We start from the raw sequence: 17,115 nt of genomic DNA, 5'->3' as shown, positions 1-17,115 counted from the left end.
TGACATTTTCCTCATTCCCCTCCTCACTTACCGCTATTAGAGGTGGGCTTTTATTACTCAGAGACAGCGAGTATTGTATCCGAGGATGGCTCTCCTAATATATCTCGCTTAATAAAATGCTCAACTTTACCAAGTTGCTCATCAGAAAGTTCCTGAGCCATCACCAAACGCACCAATTCTAGTACTTTTGGTCTTTCCTTCAGCAAAGTCACCACATCTGGGTCTGTAGAAGGACAAAGCCGAAATAGGACATCGGGATCAGCAGCTAAAACTTTTGCTAATGCTTTTATAACTTCTGGCTTTGGCGGATGCTCCTTACCCCGCTCAATGCGACTCAGGTAAGCAGGCGAGATACCGACCATAGTAGCCGTCTCCCGAAGTCCCAAATTTTGAGCTTCCCGAAGTTGCCTGATTGTTTCTCCAAACTTGCTCATCCCTCCAATCCTTGTTGCCTGTTATGTAACACTAAACATTTTTGGTCTCAGCCGTCAATGAGTATCTTCTTGCTTTCCTAGCTATTGTCAGGAACAACTAAAGCTTCCGATTTATATCTAATTTCTCTCTGTTGAGCTAATTGGGCAGCGTAAACATAGGCAAGTTTTAACCACTTACCAGTGAGAAAAATGGGAAACTCTGAAAACTAAATCAATTATGCCGCGATCGCTTTCATCTTAATCTCCTCATTGTTTGTAAACTGTAGTAGCCCAAAATTCTGATGCTTGTTTACTGCTGTAGCTATTATATGAGTGATAAGGGTAAAAAAGAAACGAAAATGTATATTTATGTTGCAGATGTTGTATTCGTTGCTTGGAATAACGAGAGGGGTGAGCTTTTAAAGCGATTGCGCGGTAAAAAATCGCGGCAGAAACTAGCTGATGAAATTGCAGCCACAGGAGGGGAATGCTCCCATCAGAACATCAAAAAACTAGAGTACGGTGAGTCTGAAAGTGTTTCTATTAAAGTATTAGAGGCTATTTGTGCTGCATTAAATATTTCTCTGAGCGACTTCCTTAGCACTGTAGAAGTGACTAATTAAAGTTTTGGATATCTTCTTGCTTTATAGATACTACAGTAGCTAATATATTTTGTGAAATCCAAAAAGCGATCGCCCTCCGTCCAAAGATTGCGATCGCCTTTTGTTAAACCTCATCAATAAGGTTACTCAGATGATTGTACAAGATGAGTTTGACAACCAAGCCTCGGCTCAAGCAGAGTTTGAGGAATATGTTGACCACTTAGCTGACGCAGTAGCGCCAGAAATTGAAATTGACTCAGTGCCAGATGATTTGGGAGAACTGTATCGAGTTTGGAACGGTTCCCAACTTCTAGGAACTTTTTACCAGAATCTTGAAGGCAAATGGATAGCACAACCCTGTAATAGCGATAAAAGACACTGCTGTAACACTTCTGATTCAGCGATGCTTTTGATTATTGCTGTCAACGGCTTACTGGTCGCGGATGTAGCTTAGAACTCAATATTTTTCTCATCACTTAGAGACGTGGATTTAACACGTCTCTTTTTTGTTTGAAGCTTTTGATCAACAGAACTATGATCTAGAAAGTGTTATTAACTTAATTCGGTTGCTTATAAAGCTCACTTTCTAGAGCTGCTTGTACTCTCTCAGAGCAATTTTCTCGTAGCGCAGCCAGTCTAATCACCTTCCAAGGCTGAATTTCCTCTCCGCAATCATCAAGCCGCTTAATTGCCCACTTAATACGCCGAATCTGAAAATCCTCTACAGTTTCTGTGACCGATTCTAAATAAACCTTAGTCAGTGGCATTTCTGCCAAATGTTTTTCGAGTAGTGCCAGTAAGCCAATACTTTTCCCTATCCTACAAATAGTGATTCTCGCGGGTTTTTCTGCACTCAGAAATGTTAGCACAGCATTTTTTACCTTTTCAAGAACTTGCTTGTCTCTTTCTGCCCAGTCAACTTTACCGGAGCAAGGGACAGGCACTTTTAAAGAAGGCGAATTTTTGTTGAGCCACTCTTTGTCGTTTCTGTATAGCCAAATATAGGTTCCCTTAGCTAATCCCCTCAAAGTAGTTTTTGGCGCTTCTGGGTACTGCTGTTGTAAAGCTTTCCAAACTTCCCTGTATTTGATTTTGTGATCACTGGCTAAATTTAGATTTGAGTCTAAAACTTCCTCGAAGTCTACTAGCTGATTTTTCTCTGAAGATTTCCAAAAAGTTTTTAGCTTAAGTATGGCAGTATAGCGTTTTACTGTTCTGGAATCGACCTTGAGTTGTCTTGCTGTCTCTCGTAGACCTAACTTTTGGATTTCTACCAGTTCTTTTAGTTTTTGCTCCCAGAATTGACCGTATGTCAAGACTTTGCCAATTCGCTGCTTATCTTCATCAGTTTTATCAGGGCCAGTTCTGCAATAAACCATCCCACAGGAACAAGAAAAAGTACCTAACGGCTTTTTATTATCCAAACAGTGAGTGACAACAAGATTAGTTATTACTGGCTTGAGATAATGGTCTACGGCAGCATTTAGACACAGCCAAGACCCTTCACCAAAAGGTTTATACTCGTAATCCGTGTTGAAAAATTCCTCGATAGAATTCGTCAGAAATCTAATTACAAGTAGATGTCTGATGGGATGAAATGACTTTCTATGCTTCCTGACAATGCTGAATAGCCAGTTTTGCTCATTTTCGTAATTCACCATTGAGTTAACAGCCTCAAGCACTTCATTACCATAAAAGAACAAGAAATTATCTAGTAGTCTCTTCTGGTTTACTCGCCCGGTTGCCGTTGCAAAATCTTTTTCAATCAATAAAGCTATATATTTTCTTTGAAACCACTCTAGTTCTTTAGAGAAAAGATTACTATTTATCAACCATAAAATATCTTGAGCCAGCAGTAGCAACTTCTTTAAAGTCTCTTGACTGTAAGTCTGTTGTATCGGTACAACAGGACAGTTTTCTAGGCTGACAGCATAGTATTCATGCCTGTTAAAACCTTGCATGGGAATTGTGCTATCTTTCAAAGTCACACCATGAACTGGGCAAACCAAAACCCCTGGTGTTTGGTGTAGTCTATGCCAGTAGGACTCTCCGTAGTTTTGTAAATCTTCTTCCAAACATTTTGGGCAAAATCGCAGATACCTCTGCATTTTCAACGAACTTGCCATAATTCCGGTTCTGGTATGAATATCTCCTCCGAAATCTGCTTTCATAGACTCCATCACCTGACTGGCTCTTTTCGGTGGCAGAAAAACACTGTAGAAAGGATAGAGGGTATATTTATATATCAAATCTTCTACTTGATAATTCGAGATAAATTGTAGATTTTGAGTCAATGAATTAAGGTTAGAAGGTAAGTCAACAGTAGCTATTACATCTTGAGAATTAAATAGCTCCCTTAGAGTTATTTTTGGACTTGTGTTACCGCTCCTAATGTGGTAGCGAGCCAAGACACTGTATAAAATTTCATCTGGATAAGGGGCTGGAAAAAAGCCAAGCATAGATTCTTTCTCATGTTGAAACCTGAAAAGAATTATTTTTGTAAATTTCAGGGTGTTTCAAGTTTGTGGCGATCGCCTTCCACACCTTTCTCTCCACAGCAAACAAAATTATGAGGATTTTTGTCCTCTATCATCAAAATTTTAGGTATTACACAATGCCTATATTATCAATAATTCAGGTATTACACAATAACTAAATATCTTTGAGCAATTTATAGAATCTACCCGTAATCCTTGCTGTTGACTATGATTTAGGAGGTGTGTAATAGCTGGGTACTAATGGGAAAGAAAGGGCAGAAAGGACAAAAAGACGTACCAGAGATGTACGACGAGGTGAAGAAAAGGGTCAACCTAGCCCTTACTCCCACTGGTATTGAAGGATTAGATGCGATCGCCTCCAATTTTGATATAAGCAGGTCGGAGCTTGTGGAGAGAATTGGCAGACGACTGATTTGCCTAGATATAAATTCTTTCACTGAGGAGGAAATGGAAGCCATAAAAAAGCACTGACCGAATTGATTGCTATTTACAGCGATCAGTTGAATGGTCAGGGTTTGTTTAGTAGTCTTGGTGCAGTTGAGGGCGATCACAAATTGCAACTACAGAAGCAGATTGAGCAATGGGAACTAATCCGTGGAAAAATTTTGCATGAGGAGGGTTGAGGGAGTTTTTTGAACTATAAGCTATGGCAACGATCAGCAGAATCTTACTTAACGTCTGACGACATCTAATGTTAAATAACGCACATTGGACATGCGCTATTCGCTACCCTCCAAGACTGCTCAACGTCTGACGACATCTAATGTTAAAGAACCGGGGTCAACGGTGTAGCTTATGCATTTAGTGTTGTGCTGCTCAACGTCTGACGACATCTAATGTTAAAGAACGACTGGTGCCTACCGTTGTACCAAGCAGTCCGTAACTGCTCAACGTCTGACGACATCTAATGTTAAAGAACTACAACGCCCAGCACTGTCATACACAATTACCGTTTCTGCTCAACGTCTGACGACATCTAATGTTAAAGAACGAAACAGGATTAGGGATGAGCTTTCAAATCCAAATCTGCTCAACGTCTGACGACATCTAATGTTAAAGAACACTTGTAAATGTGGGTAAGGTCAAGTTATTAACCACCTGCTCAACGTCTGACGACATCTAATGTTAAAGAACAGCGATGGCTAAACATATTAATCCATCAGGTCTTCTAGATAATTTTACAAGCACCTGTCATTAGGAGGTACTAAATTTGCAAAATTTAATAAGATAGGTTAGTTTAGCAACGCCCAGAAGGCTTATTGTTGGAACTTTCTGAGGAATTGCAAGCATCCTTAATCATAATGAAAAGACTCAATTGCTGATTCAGTAAAGAATAGCGACTTTTTATCTCTTTATGTCGGCGCAACAAGCAGATATCCTTGTCAAAATCTAAATATCCTCCTTTTTCAACTAGTTTGAATTGTAGTCCACGATAAATTCGGTGGTTGCCATACTTGGGACTCTTGAAGCTCATAACACTGCCAGCGCGTTCTCTTAGACCCAACATGATCAACCCAATAAGGTAGGGTTAGCGAACCATCTTCATCTGTAACTAACCACCACAGCGACTCACCATGATACTTCTCAGGTAAAAGGGTAACAGTATTGATTAGATCCCGACTTTCACCTAAACACAGCCCACCAAATCGATTGATAGAAGCTGGGTTCGCAAATGCCTGCTGCAAACGTTCTGGTAAAGTAGGCTTTGCTTTGTCTGTTTTCACCCAAACTACAAACTCAATGTTCGTTAGTAACTCTTGGTAATCAGGTTTAGCATTCTTAGGGTGGTGGATATCTTTCGTTTTAAACCTGCGAAAAGTCCGAATTACAATAGATTTTTCTGGTTTAGACAAGAGCGCGATCGCTAATTGAGTTCCACAATGTTTATAACGATCTGTCTCACCAATCAGAGAAAGTAACATCCCGTACACTGTAGAAGGTGGTGGCACTGGATACGTTTCAGCGTATTCTCTAGCACGGGATTGGCGAAAACAAGCAATAGGTACTTCAACTTTCAAAGCAACTGTCGTCATGTTAATCGCTCCCCGATAACAACTGCAAATCTTCAGCAATGACCTGTTTTAATGCTTTGACTGCCGACTTCACTCCAGGAAATACATTTGCTCCCAAATCTTCTAAACCTTGAGAAATTAAGCCTCCAATCCATAATTCTTTGGGATCAATATCTCCTACCTCTATCTGTCGCACTAAGTTGGATACTGACAAATTTCCCAGTTCGTCTTGCTCAAAGCAATATAGAAAACGAGGGGAAAAATCATGTGTCCACCGCAGTACAATACTTTCAGGGGAGAAATCATACAAAAAATGGGCATGATTTCCCGCTACTTCACCAATCGAAATCAAACCATCTAGAACAGCATGGATGCGAGATTTATCTTTGAGGCTATCGGGTGTCAATGCAAAACCATATTGATAACGAGTAGCATGAATCTCTGTGCCATAAAGAGAATTTCGTCCTTTGGCTCCACTGACAGCATTAAAGGTAATGTCTCCCGTAAAGGGTATCATTGATACTGCACGAGTAACTTCTAATACACCTCGTCTAGCAGTTATTTTCCCTTTAGGCTTTTGCTTGCCCTTACGTGGAGAAGTTTGCTTATCCTTACCTTTAGAACTTTTTTTGTTCTCATCTTGAGATGCTTCCTCGACCTCGCCTTCAGACTCCTCGGGCACTTCAGCTTTTGCTGCTTCTGCCTGCATAAATCCCAAAATATCATCATCAATGAAGCGAATATCATCAAAGTTGGGGTCTTGCCAAACATGATCCGCTACTGGTTGAGCGTTTTGATCCCAACGTCGATTCACCGGATAGCCAACATTTTGCCAGTAGTACCGTAATGCCCAACGAATCGCCTCAGATGAAATAGTAGTATGAACTTCACCTTTCCAAATTAATTTTTGTAAGGGAGTTATATTACCTTCATTTTCCCCACGATTATTAGCTGCGGTTCCATAGCTAGTCAAAATATTACCGAATAAATGAAACATTTAAAATTGCCTATTAAATTCATGTTTCGTGTTTGATTAAGCCAAAAAATATGCAATTATTCACTATTAGAATCAGATATGCCCAATATTTTTTTCTCACCAATATTGCTTTTTGGATAACTAGCAAGAGCAATAAAAGTTAAATCTCTGGCAACTTTCCAATCCATTATTCCAGAAGTTAATGGTAGTAATTCTTCCCAATGTTTTTCTAGAATTGAAAGTTGGCCTGCTCTTCCCCAAAACTCCGCAATGAATTTCCGGAAGTTTTCAGCATTTGTACAACGTCTTAGTTGCGATAAAATACGTATGTTTTCTCGCTCAATTTGAGCATATTGACCTTCATTTGTTCGCCCATAAATTTTAGCGTATATTTTCTTCAATGCCTCATGGCAAGCTTTAATAAATAGTTTTTGACTTTCTAGATTCCATTCAGAGTTTTGAATCATCTTATAAACTCCATCATTAGTAATGAGTTTCAATAAACTTTTATTTTTAAAGATTGTATATAAATTAGCCCACCAAGGAAAGCCCTTTACTAAGTTATCAGCAATTGTTCCCCTAAACATATTGCTAATGATCAAATTTTTATTTTTATACTTAATAATTTGGTACTCTTGAAAATAAATCCGACTAAGCTTATAGATAAAATCTATTATTTCAGTTGCTTCTACCACTGCTATTTCTATGCGAGTTTTCTGCTGCTTTGACCAAATTACCGTTCCAAATAACATGACTTGGCATCGTTTTACTTGATCGGGTGTAGTCAGTTCTATAATTGTTTCGTAAGTAAGAAATCTTAATCCAGCATCTCCTAAGCTAGATACATGGAAATCCTTGTAATCTAAGTTTCCCAAATTCCAGTATTCCTGGGCATAAATTTCTAAGTCAACCACTTCAGGTATAACTAGGGCATATTCTGTATGTTCCAGTTTGGTATGCGATCGCAAAACAAAGTAGTGGCAAGCAACAGGAGCATATAAAAGAGCAAAAGCCAGTTGTGGTTTCTCTTCAAACTTAGTTTTTTTTGTAAAAGCGACATGACGAACTACAGATCCTGGATACAGCCACCCTGATACACCAATTGATTGTTCAAATAATTGACCTTGTTTATCACAGAGTTGTTTAGCAAAATGTTGATGAGCATAGGAAACTGCTTTTTTATACTCGACATCGATTTCTATACCATCAACTATGAATGACCAGGATTTACCGCCGTCAAATTTAAAAACCTGGTTATGTTGGAGAAACGTTCCTGTTATTCCCAAGTGAATATTAATTTGGGTTTCAATATTGATTGAATGCGTATTTAAGCCTGTCAGCGAAATTAGACCTTCTTCATTAATCTGAAAAGATTGCTTTAGCAGCCAGTCTAAAACTACGAAATCCTGCCCTTGCCATTCAAGGCTAATAGTACGAGGAGTCAGCAACCAAGTTAAATTACCAGGTCGTTCCGCAGGTATTGGGTATAGCTTTTCTAGTTGCTTGAGCGTCATCCACAGTCCTGCTATGCCAGCACGATGTATCCAAGTGATGCTTGGGTCGCTCAAATTTAAGTAAATTTTGGGGTTGACAACACTAGCTACTACAGACATCTTATTTGTTTCTGGGAAATAGTCTCAAACTTATATTGGGTAGTAGTCAAAACCAGCTTTAACTTGCGTTTCCCTTTCTCTTCACTGGCACAAAAACGCCACAGCCCATCTTACGCTTTCCCCCAATGCCATATCTCAGCAATGTTAGCGAATCTTCATTGCTGAGATTAATGATTTCTAACCCAAAACCCACAACCGTAAAGCGCTTGATTTTGATACTTCTACGTTTTGGGCTACCATCAGTATTTTTGGTAATAAAGGCTTTCCCCTGGATACCCAGTTGTTCTAACTGACGCTGTGCTGCTGCTAAAAATGACTCCGGTTCTTGATAACCCTGGATAATCGCTATACGCGATCGCAGTCTATCAGCAGGCTCAAGCAAATAAATTTCAGGAATCCCCAAGCGAATTGTATGCTTGCCAATTTTCAGGGACTTACCTGCTAACGGATAAACCAAACGCACTTGATCTACTGGTAGCCGAATCCGAAGCCTAGAATTTTTAGTTAGCTGAATTACGCCTTCCTTGGGAATACCTGCAATAGTATGAATTCCAACTGTATTTAACTTATGAAGTTGAGGTTCAAAGTGGGCGATCGCAGAAAATAACTCATAGCCGTGGTCGAGAGGTACTGTCTCACCAATCAGGTTAAAAATTAAATCTATGTATGGTAACTGAGATGTTAAAACCTCTGTTGACTTTGTTAGATTTAAAGGTGACTCTGAGATAATCTGCGTAGGTAAGCTGCAATCAACAATCATCTTTACCACCCTATCTTTAAGTAGATATACGATAGAGGCAACTAATTATTATTTAGACTACCTTAGTGATTAATATGAGAGTACTTTAAAGCGCCAAGCAAACATAATAATTTTTAGTAAGTTATTATTGCTTTATATTAATGTTGGTAACAATCTTTTGATCTAAACCTTACTACTGAAAAAATACTTCTATAGAATTTGCTAAAAATTTTACCATTAAGATATGAGTGATGCGGTCAACTGCTGGATTTAAGTCACACCCAAGCAAGCAATGAGAAAAATATTTACCTTGATGTTGGGTCAACTTTGGATTAAGGGCTTCTAAGGATTCTTGACCATAAAAATCAAATATAAGCTTTGAAAAAGCATACTCATCAAACTTAAACTTTCCACCAGGAAAGATTTGCAGCAGTCCTTTATTAACTAAGTAACGTTGGTACTGAGTGCGAAGCCAAGCTAAACCTTTAAAAGTAAAATTACTATGAATTAGCAAATTAATATCACTTGTCAGTGTTAAGAGCGTTCTTAAAGCCTGATTTGTAAAACTTTTGACATCTGTAATTACTAAACAATTATCTACGCTCGCAGCATAATAATGTATGCCTTTCGACTCAACTGCTACACAACTATCGCAAAGAACAACACCATGAGTTGGACAAACTAAAATTCCTGGTACTTGATGTGTTCTATGCCAGTAAGGCTCACCATATTGCTGAGTATCTTCTTCTAAACATTCAGGACAAAATTTTAAAAAATTTTTTGACTCACCACTAGAACCAGTAGCCACCTTAGCAACCTCTAAAATAGACCCACTAAGTTTTTTACTCATTGAGTCTTTTAACAACCAAGCTTCCTGTGGTATTAAGAAAGTTGCGTAAAAAGGATATAAAGTATGATTTTGCAGTAAATTATCAACTGTCTGCTGAGAACGTAAAGGGAAGTTTTTAACTAAGTAATTTAGGTTATTAGTTAAAGTAACTTTGCATACTTGTTGAGAACTATAACCGAATAGCTCTAAGTCAGTTTGTTTGAAACTTTTATTACCACTCCGAATATGGTATCGAGCTAAAGTACTATACAAAAGCTCATCAGGATACAGAGTTGGGAAAAAACTAAGCATCAGGAAGCTAAATATTTATAAAATCTTCGACTGGATTTTTGATTATACCAGCTAATTTCAAATCATCGTATGCAGATTTTTTCTCCTTCTTGGCATTTTCAACAATTCGTCGAATATCATTTTCCTGGTACTTTGGCTTTAATTTAGCCTTGCTTGTATTTGCCTTAACAAGACTCTCATTTACTTGTCCTCCTTGCAAAGCAAGAGTAAGTAGGTGGGTGGGAAAATTTATAAGTATGTCATTGCGAGTGAAACGGAGTGTAACGAAGCAATCACAAGGACTTTGGCGGTTTTACATTTTGTTACATAGTTAGGTTAATTTGTGCCTACCTACTTATATGCTTTCTTTGTTAACGATGTAATATCTGCATCTTCATCACTAGAAACAATTACTTGTTCAGCACATTCCTTTGCTTTAGCAGGTTCTACTTCCAACTTCAAAAGCTCAAGAATTACATAATTTAGCTTCGGTGATACTTTCTGATGAGTCTGTTGCTTTCTGGCTAATCTCCGAATCTCTTGCAAATCTTTAGAATCAAGCTCAGATAGAGATTTATTTTGATATTCTGTAGTATCGAGAGGAGCAATATCTTTATATTTAATCATCCACTCCTTATCTCCTGATCTAATTGCATCTAGCATTGGCTTGACTAAATACAGTCCGTCTTTAGCTGCTTGACGAATTAGCTCAACAGTAATAATTTCTTTCCCACCTATTGAAACTGCTCTCCATTGAACCATTTTGTAAAGTTTGATAGCAATATCAATAATTCCCTGGCTTTCGTCATAAAAAACTTCATTTATCTCATCTGAGAAAGGAACAAAAGTTTTTGTCCATTGGTATTCCCACATTCCTTCCATAAAGAAATACCATTTATCATCATTTACCATTCTGTCCCAAATTACACTTCCTTCTCCCGTTCCTCTCCTAGCATTTCTAAAATTTCCTTGAAGAATAGGAAAAGCCTCATTTGTACCAACTCGAATTACTGGAACTCCTACAGTATTGTCCATTTTTACTAAGAAGTTCAACATATCTGAGCTACTTCTTCTTGCTGTCACAAGATTTTGCATCTCATCTATAACTAGAACCCCTAAATGATGAGTATGAGAGATTTGGGCAACTTGAGCCAGCATATAATCTTCAGAGTTGCGCGATGAACCAAATTTTTTAAAGTAGTTAGTACCCAATAGCCTATCAACACCAAGAAAAATATCAATACACAAACCCTTCAAAGAACCTGCATGAGGGCAGTCAACTTTCAACCAAACTATTTGGTAAACGGTATATTCAGGATGAAGAATTACTTGAGGATAAAGATTAAGAATATTTTGGAAATTTGTAGACTTTCCCATCCCTGACGGCCCGATTAGGGTTAGACCGGAAGCAGAGGTAGGAAGATTAACATAATTTTCTAAGTTTTTACCTCCTCCATCTTTTATTGCATTATAAATCTGCCTAGAGCGAGTTGCATATTCAGGTTTCAGAATATTCCGAGCTAAATAGCCCTTCATAATTAGGTTACAAATGACCTTCTGTAATTCAACAGTTTTATCTTGAGGATCAAAATATCTAGATAGCCTCTCAATGCAATGAAATCTATAATGAGCTTCTATCTCCCTCTCTTGTTCATGAAAATCTGGGCTTCTTGTTACTTTGTCTATAAAATCTTCCGATGAAAGGATAGGAGGTAGTGACTGAACTAATGGATTAGCGTTGTATTCTGGAAGTTTTTGGTCTATATATCTGGCAACAATCGCTAATTCTCCATTAGGAATCCTAACAAGTTCACCCTCAATCTTCTCCACGTTTTCGCTCCTGTCTTTTCCGTCTGAGTAAATCCATATGGTCAGGCTTCAATAATTTAGATGACTCTGAATCTTCAGATTGAGTGTTTACTTTATTATTCGTAGCCTCGGTACTATTAGTAATTTCTTCTTTTGCTAGTTCAAAACCTTCATTTTTACGTCGTTTGTCTTTTTCCAAGGCTCTATTATCTCGTATTCCTGCAACCTTTTGCCTATTACTTGTATTATCGTCTAAAACTGCTTCGGTATCTTCTTTAGCCTTACTAACTATACTTTCTATATTTGCTATCAAATCGACTTTTTCTTGTAGTCGTTTACCTTGGTTTTTTTGCCTTTGCAATTCTTCGTATGCAAATAAATATTCAATATCATATAAATTTTTATCTAAATATCTTTGTTCAGACTCTAAAAGAAAACACTTTTCAAAATCTCTACCATTTGGAGAGCGCAAATAAATAAACTTTGATTGTCGGATATCATATGATATATCCAATGATTTTTCGGATTTGGAAAGTAAACTACTTCTAGATTTTTCAAACCAGAATTCTTTCCTTGCTTTCTCACAGGTGTAATACATTCCCTTAAATTTAATACCACGAGCGGTAATTGTTGCTTTTCCAGTTGGCATTAAATTCAGCTTGACAATATCTTCTTCACAAGTTCTCAGCTTACCGGAACGATTGGCAATTCCCCATTGCCATAACTCTCTAGGTATAGGATTAACATCATCAGTAATCATCATTTCATCTCTAGCATATTTAGTTAAATAATCATGATTGTTGTGCTGGAGAATCAAAAAGATAACTATTTTAGTAAATTCATCTATGTTAAGCCTACCATCGAGGCGATAATCATGACCTCCTCTCTGTCTAAAGTCAGTATCTATATAACCAGGAACAAATGGTTTTACATACCCATGAATAGTGCGAAATTGTCTTTCAACTAATCCTTTCCAATCTGCTCGATAAGGAGCAGCATTTTCAATGCGAACGTTTAAATTAGGGATTAATGTTTCTACCTTCATCCCTGCTAATTCACCTCGATCGCCTAAAATAGCATCAGGAATATGCCTGCATGGCCACTCATCTTCAGAAATCTCTATACCATATTCTCGGCAAAACTTTATTTTATCTGTGGCTGAATTGGCTAAAGCCATCATTGCCCCTGCCCAAGATGGCCCTTCTAATCCAACGTAAACCCCCGTTATCATGCGACTAAAAACATCAATAACCACATAGATAACAGGTCTACCAATAATCCAGTTGCCATTGTACATTGATATTAAATATACATCCGCAATTGTGGCATCAATCTGATATCTAGATCCAGGTCCAATAGTTTCCATTTGGGAAGTTCCCGTAATGGCTCGATGTTCTAAAGCGTATTTTGTTGAACCCTTACGAGATATGATAGTCTTCCTGATATCAATTTGCTCTACTTCATACCAGTATTTAAATTGAGTAAATGTAGGTCGTTTATCTGGAGGAATCAAAATACTTTTTTTGACTCCATTTTCATCGTAATAAAAATCTTCGGAGTAATATTTTTTTATCATTAAATCATAGGCAGTTGTTAAAAAATTTTCTTTGGAATTATTGTAAAACTTAGCAATTGCAAATCTAAATATCTTTTTATCCTCCTCATTAACATTTATTCCAACACCAATTTCTTGATCGTGTGCGTATTTTCTTGGTCTTCCTCTCTTCTTTTCTCCAGATGCTTTAGGCTTTCCTTTACCGCCAGAATTTACATAATCAGGCAAAAGAGCATTTTTATTTTTACCTCTTTGCCAAAATCTTCTTAAATATTTATAAACACTTATTTCTACTAATTTACCTTTACTTCTGCCTGCATTATATTTTTCAATAGTCTGCTGAACTAAAGCACCTCTATAATCCCGATAATATATCGAGGGTTCTTGAATAACAATAAATGAAATTATTTGCCAAGCTCTATCTCTAAGTTCTTTTTCTTTCTCAGACAAATCTTCCTCTGTTACTATTCTTGCCCACGGGTCTGATTTAAGTTTCAATACACGACCATCAGAAATAGCTTCTATAATCTCCGAAACTTTTTTAGGCTCTGGAAATCCTGTTTTAGTATTTATATTAAAAACAAAGGCTATAATATAGCCTTCATCAATCCAGAGAACTCTTTCTATGAAGCTATTACCTGATTCATCAATCCATTCAATCAGATCATTGACAAATAAATCATTACTCATTTAATGCACCACATATTATTGTCTAAAAAATAATTTTTTTAATTGCTTTAGAAGAAGGACAACTAGATATTTTTGTGACTAACATATCCATAATGATTTCCTTCTTAGCAATAAGATGCCTAAAAAGATACAGAGATGTACCAGACTCTATATTCATATTTTTATCTAAATCTGTTGTTATTCGATTAATGTTTGCATCACTTTCCTGAAGTCTGGATTTTAAAATGTTGGCAATGTCACGTAGTTCTTCAAGATTTATATCTGCATTTTCTTCTAGTTTATAAGCAGTATGAACCCACTCAACATTTTCCGCTAACTGCTTAGGGACTTCTTTCTCTGTAATTATGCCCCAATCAATACCTTTGGCAGCATAGTAACGCTTTTCTAACTCAAATTTTTCAGCTACAGACTTACTGCCCAAATCTTTAGTTAGCTTAAATGTTCGTGCTTTCTGGACTATCGTTTTGCCTTGCTTGACAGAAAGCATAAAATCCGTTGTTAAAACACCGGGAGTATTGCTTTGCGGATCTTTAGGATAGTTAATACCTATTTCCTCTGCAATACTCATTGCTAAGTCAAGCTCAATTAGAGGAAACTGCTCTCTTATATCTACAATCATATCTGACCACTCGAAGACGTAAAACAGCCGCTTCTCGTTATCAGAAAACAGATGATGTTCTCGGTTCGTTTTCCAACCTGGGGGTCTGGAAACACGACCCTTTGAGGGAAAATCCTGAATCTTTATCCAAGGTTGATAGTCTTTCCCAGTACCCTTACCACGGCCTTCCTTCGAGTAACGCTCAAACTTAGCTTGCGTCCAATCTTGCTTGCTTCTAGCCATAAAAACTCCTGTAGATGCTTACATATACACCCACAGGATAAATTGTACAACTTTTTTATATATTGTATAACTTTTTTATTTGTTATACGACTTTTTTATTGTTATACAAAACGCTACTACCTCGATTAATAGACTATTCCACCGTTACAGATTTGGCTAAATTCCTTGGCTGATCGACATCCAAGCCGCGACGGGCGGCAATATGATAAGCCAACAATTGCAAAGGAACTACTGTGAGAAGGGGAGAAAGTAACTCGTCCACATGAGAGACAGGAAGAAGATCGTTAAACATTTCCGCAGCTTCGCCATCGTTGACGGGAGTCACGCCAATTAACCGCGAATCTCTGGCTTTGGCTTCTTGGGCATTGGAAATAACTTTTTCGTAAACACTACCAGGAATTGCGATCGCAACTACTGGTACTTTCGCATCTAATAGAGCGATCGGGCCATGTTTCATCTCTCCAGCCGGATACCCTTCGGCGTGAATATAGCTGATTTCTTTTAATTTCAACGCCCCTTCTAAAGCAATCGGGAAGTTAATTCCCCTTCCCACAAAAATAAAATCTTGGGTTTCGGCGAATTCGTGGGCTAGCTGTTCAGTTAAACGTTCCTGAGTCTCCAAAGTTGCCTCAATTTCTTTGGGAATCTGCCACAATCCGTTAATAATCTTCTCTAATGTGTCTTTTGAAACTGTCTGACGACGAGCTGCTAAATCCAATGCCAAAGCATAAAACGCCATCAGTTGGGCAGTAAAAGTTTTCGTCGCCGCAACCCCAATTTCAATTCCCGCTAGAGTACTAATGATATGCGATACCAGATGACCGAGGCTGCTTTCGGGGCGATTGGTAATACCTAGTAGTCGCGCTTGATATTTGGGTTCTTTCCCCTGACGACGTTCTTTTTCCATCGCCAAAGCTGCTAAGGTATCAGCAGTTTCACCTGATTGGGTAACGCCAATGATCAACGTGTTAGCCGTCAGGGGTGATGGTGCATAACGATACTCAGAAGCGTAATGTACCTGAGTTGAAATTCCTGCTAGTTGTTCGATTAAATATTTTCCGATTAATGCTGCGTGCCAACTGGTACCACAGGCGACAATCTGAATTTGTTCTAAATCGTTGTAGAAATCCGCAGGTAAACCAAGATTGATTGGCGATTCGGTAGATTCGGCTGGATTAAAGTATGCTTCTAAACTAGCTCTTACTACCCCTGGTTGCTCATGAATTTCTTTGAGCATGAAGTGTTTGAATCCCTGCTTTTCTACCATTGCTGGATTGAAGTTGAGTAGCCGGGGTTGTTTTTTCAACCTGTCGCCAGCAAAATTGTAAATATCAACGCCCAAAGGTGTGAGGCGGGCAATTTCGCCATTTTCCAGAGGTAGCACTGCACGGGTGTAGGAAGCGATCGCTGGCGTGTCAGATGCACAAAATAATTCCCCTTGCCCAAAGCCAATTACTAAGGGTGCTTGTTGGCGAACAACAATCAATTCATCGGGGTAGTCAGCAGAAATAACTGCGATCGCAAATGCCCCGCGCAAGTGGTTAACGGTTTGGCGAATTGCCTCTAGGAAGCCAGATGAGGGAGATGAGGAAGATGAGGGGGGAAGATTCTTTAAAAATTCGGCTATCAGATGGGGAATTACTTCGGTATCGGTTTCAGAACGAAATTCGTGTCCTTTTCCTTTGAGTTCCTCGCGCAACTCGCGGTAGTTTTCGATAATGCCATTTTGCACCACCGCCACTCGCTTTGCCGTATCCATGTGGGGATGGGCGTTGTATTCTTCTGGTTTACCATGAGTTGCCCAGCGTGTGTGACCAATACCAATTTGGCCAGGGGTTTTTATTTGTTCTAGTTTAGAACGCAGGTTATGCAGTTTGCCCTTTGCCCGGACACAATTAACCTCACCTTCCCAAATAGTGGCGATTCCAGCCGAATCGTAGCCCCTGTACTCTAGTTTTTCCAGCCCAGCCAATAAAATGTCTGTCGCCGCTTGAGTGCCTATATATCCAACGATTCCGCACATTGTTCACACCGCTTTTTTTGAGGATGATTAAATCCAGTATAGTTCGTAGCACAAACTCGACTTTTTGCAAAGAAAAAAGGGAGTAAATTACTCCCTCTACCACTAGGTATTGCTAAATATGCTTGCTATTAAAGAAGAATTCAGAAGCCAGAATTCAGAATTCAGAATCAATAAAGAAGAATTCAGAAGCCAGAATTCAGAATTCAGAATCAATAAAGAAGAAT

General features: G+C 38.3%; 16 protein-coding genes and 1 CRISPR repeat array. Of the genes, 4 read left to right on the top strand and 12 right to left on the bottom strand.

The window, feature by feature from the left end; genetic code table 11:
- Positions 1-53: 53 nt before the first annotated feature.
- Entirely contained in the window at positions 54-434 is a 381-nt protein-coding gene (locus tag V7K27_RS10695) for a helix-turn-helix domain-containing protein (protein ID WP_322669256.1), read from the bottom strand.
- A 308-nt stretch (positions 435-742) separates the two neighbouring features.
- Here V7K27_RS10695 and V7K27_RS10690 point away from each other — a divergent pair, with 308 nt between their 5' ends.
- Positions 743-1,036, top strand: coding sequence for a helix-turn-helix domain-containing protein (locus V7K27_RS10690; protein ID WP_334946908.1), 294 nt, complete (start codon positions 743-745; stop codon positions 1,034-1,036).
- Between the two features lie 130 nt (positions 1,037-1,166).
- Positions 1,167-1,469 (top strand): hypothetical protein, encoded by a 303-nt coding sequence (locus V7K27_RS10685; RefSeq protein ID WP_334946906.1) that lies wholly within the window; start codon positions 1,167-1,169, stop codon positions 1,467-1,469.
- Between the two features lie 103 nt (positions 1,470-1,572).
- On the opposite strand, the gene V7K27_RS10680 is transcribed toward V7K27_RS10685, so the two are convergent.
- The gene (locus V7K27_RS10680) at positions 1,573-3,474 is read right to left on the bottom strand and encodes a TnsD family transposase (protein WP_334946904.1); all 1,902 of its coding nucleotides are present in this window, start codon (positions 3,472-3,474) and stop codon (positions 1,573-1,575) included.
- Between the two features lie 279 nt (positions 3,475-3,753).
- Here V7K27_RS10680 and V7K27_RS10675 point away from each other — a divergent pair, with 279 nt between their 5' ends.
- Both V7K27_RS10675 and V7K27_RS10670 read left to right on the top strand, forming a co-directional pair.
- Positions 3,754-3,984, top strand: coding sequence for a hypothetical protein (locus V7K27_RS10675; protein WP_334779946.1), 231 nt, complete (start codon positions 3,754-3,756; stop codon positions 3,982-3,984).
- 5 nt (positions 3,985-3,989) lie between these two features.
- Entirely contained in the window at positions 3,990-4,136 is a 147-nt protein-coding gene (locus tag V7K27_RS10670) for a hypothetical protein (protein ID WP_334946903.1), read from the top strand.
- Between the two features lie 44 nt (positions 4,137-4,180).
- Positions 4,181-4,647: a CRISPR direct-repeat array (repeat unit 36 nt; unit sequence CTGCTCAACGTCTGACGACATCTAATGTTAAAGAAC).
- 272 nt (positions 4,648-4,919) lie between these two features.
- Here V7K27_RS10670 and cas5 read toward each other — a convergent pair.
- From cas5 to glmS, 10 genes are all read right to left on the bottom strand, one after another.
- Complete coding sequence (gene cas5 / locus V7K27_RS10665; RefSeq protein ID WP_334946901.1) at positions 4,920-5,546, bottom strand: type I-MYXAN CRISPR-associated protein Cas5/Cmx5/DevS; 627 nt, start codon at positions 5,544-5,546, stop codon at positions 4,920-4,922.
- A 1-nt stretch (position 5,547) separates the two neighbouring features.
- Positions 5,548-6,522 carry a DevR family CRISPR-associated autoregulator gene (locus tag V7K27_RS10660; RefSeq protein WP_334946899.1) on the bottom strand — a complete coding sequence of 325 codons (975 nt, stop codon included), beginning with the start codon at positions 6,520-6,522 and terminating at the stop codon, positions 5,548-5,550.
- Positions 6,523-6,578: 56 nt separating this feature from the next.
- Positions 6,579-8,114 carry a type I-MYXAN CRISPR-associated Cas8a1/Cmx1 gene (gene cas8a1 / locus V7K27_RS10655; protein WP_334946897.1) on the bottom strand — a complete coding sequence of 512 codons (1,536 nt, stop codon included), beginning with the start codon at positions 8,112-8,114 and terminating at the stop codon, positions 6,579-6,581.
- A 58-nt stretch (positions 8,115-8,172) separates the two neighbouring features.
- Positions 8,173-8,874, bottom strand: a complete 702-nt coding sequence (cas6, locus tag V7K27_RS10650; RefSeq protein ID WP_334946895.1) for a type I-MYXAN CRISPR-associated protein Cas6/Cmx6 — start codon at positions 8,872-8,874, stop codon at positions 8,173-8,175.
- Positions 8,875-9,046: 172 nt separating this feature from the next.
- Entirely contained in the window at positions 9,047-9,994 is a 948-nt protein-coding gene (locus V7K27_RS10645; RefSeq protein WP_334946893.1) for a TnsD family Tn7-like transposition protein, read from the bottom strand.
- A 7-nt stretch (positions 9,995-10,001) separates the two neighbouring features.
- Positions 10,002-10,193 (bottom strand): hypothetical protein, encoded by a 192-nt coding sequence (locus V7K27_RS10640; protein ID WP_334946891.1) that lies wholly within the window; start codon positions 10,191-10,193, stop codon positions 10,002-10,004.
- Between the two features lie 131 nt (positions 10,194-10,324).
- Positions 10,325-11,803 carry an ATP-binding protein gene (locus V7K27_RS10635; RefSeq protein ID WP_334946889.1) on the bottom strand — a complete coding sequence of 493 codons (1,479 nt, stop codon included), beginning with the start codon at positions 11,801-11,803 and terminating at the stop codon, positions 10,325-10,327.
- Positions 11,790-14,027: a Mu transposase C-terminal domain-containing protein gene (locus V7K27_RS10630; RefSeq protein ID WP_334946888.1), complete on the bottom strand. Its 2,238-nt coding sequence runs from the start codon at positions 14,025-14,027 to the stop codon at positions 11,790-11,792. The genes V7K27_RS10635 and V7K27_RS10630 overlap by 14 nt, the downstream gene beginning before the upstream one ends.
- A gap of 22 nt (positions 14,028-14,049) precedes the next feature.
- Positions 14,050-14,868 carry a TnsA endonuclease C-terminal domain-containing protein gene (locus V7K27_RS10625; RefSeq protein ID WP_334946887.1) on the bottom strand — a complete coding sequence of 273 codons (819 nt, stop codon included), beginning with the start codon at positions 14,866-14,868 and terminating at the stop codon, positions 14,050-14,052.
- A gap of 133 nt (positions 14,869-15,001) precedes the next feature.
- Positions 15,002-16,891, bottom strand: coding sequence for a glutamine--fructose-6-phosphate transaminase (isomerizing) (gene glmS, locus V7K27_RS10620; RefSeq protein ID WP_334946885.1), 1,890 nt, complete (start codon positions 16,889-16,891; stop codon positions 15,002-15,004).
- Positions 16,892-17,115 lie beyond the last annotated feature (224 nt).

This window comes from Nostoc sp. (assembly GCF_036919575.1).
Lineage (GTDB): Bacteria > Cyanobacteriota > Cyanobacteriia > Cyanobacteriales > Nostocaceae > Nostoc.
The sequence above is the reverse complement of the archived record's forward strand: the minus strand, read 5'-3'. Positions and strand labels throughout refer to the sequence as shown.

Coding starts and splice junctions, on each gene's coding strand:
- cas6 (WP_334946895.1), bottom strand. CDS start 8,874: ATGATTGTTGATTGCAGCTTACCTACGCAGATTATCTCAGAGTCACCT.
- cas8a1 (WP_334946897.1), bottom strand. CDS start 8,114: ATGTCTGTAGTAGCTAGTGTTGTCAACCCCAAAATTTACTTAAATTTG.
- V7K27_RS10685 (WP_334946906.1), top strand. CDS start 1,167: ATGATTGTACAAGATGAGTTTGACAACCAAGCCTCGGCTCAAGCAGAG.
- V7K27_RS10675 (WP_334779946.1), top strand. CDS start 3,754: ATGGGAAAGAAAGGGCAGAAAGGACAAAAAGACGTACCAGAGATGTAC.
- V7K27_RS10645 (WP_334946893.1), bottom strand. CDS start 9,994: ATGCTTAGTTTTTTCCCAACTCTGTATCCTGATGAGCTTTTGTATAGT.
- V7K27_RS10680 (WP_334946904.1), bottom strand. CDS start 3,474: ATGCTTGGCTTTTTTCCAGCCCCTTATCCAGATGAAATTTTATACAGT.
- V7K27_RS10695 (WP_322669256.1), bottom strand. CDS start 434: ATGAGCAAGTTTGGAGAAACAATCAGGCAACTTCGGGAAGCTCAAAAT.
- V7K27_RS10660 (WP_334946899.1), bottom strand. CDS start 6,522: ATGTTTCATTTATTCGGTAATATTTTGACTAGCTATGGAACCGCAGCT.
- V7K27_RS10690 (WP_334946908.1), top strand. CDS start 743: ATGAGTGATAAGGGTAAAAAAGAAACGAAAATGTATATTTATGTTGCA.
- glmS (WP_334946885.1), bottom strand. CDS start 16,891: ATGTGCGGAATCGTTGGATATATAGGCACTCAAGCGGCGACAGACATT.
- V7K27_RS10630 (WP_334946888.1), bottom strand. CDS start 14,027: ATGAGTAATGATTTATTTGTCAATGATCTGATTGAATGGATTGATGAA.
- V7K27_RS10625 (WP_334946887.1), bottom strand. CDS start 14,868: ATGGCTAGAAGCAAGCAAGATTGGACGCAAGCTAAGTTTGAGCGTTAC.
- cas5 (WP_334946901.1), bottom strand. CDS start 5,546: ATGACGACAGTTGCTTTGAAAGTTGAAGTACCTATTGCTTGTTTTCGC.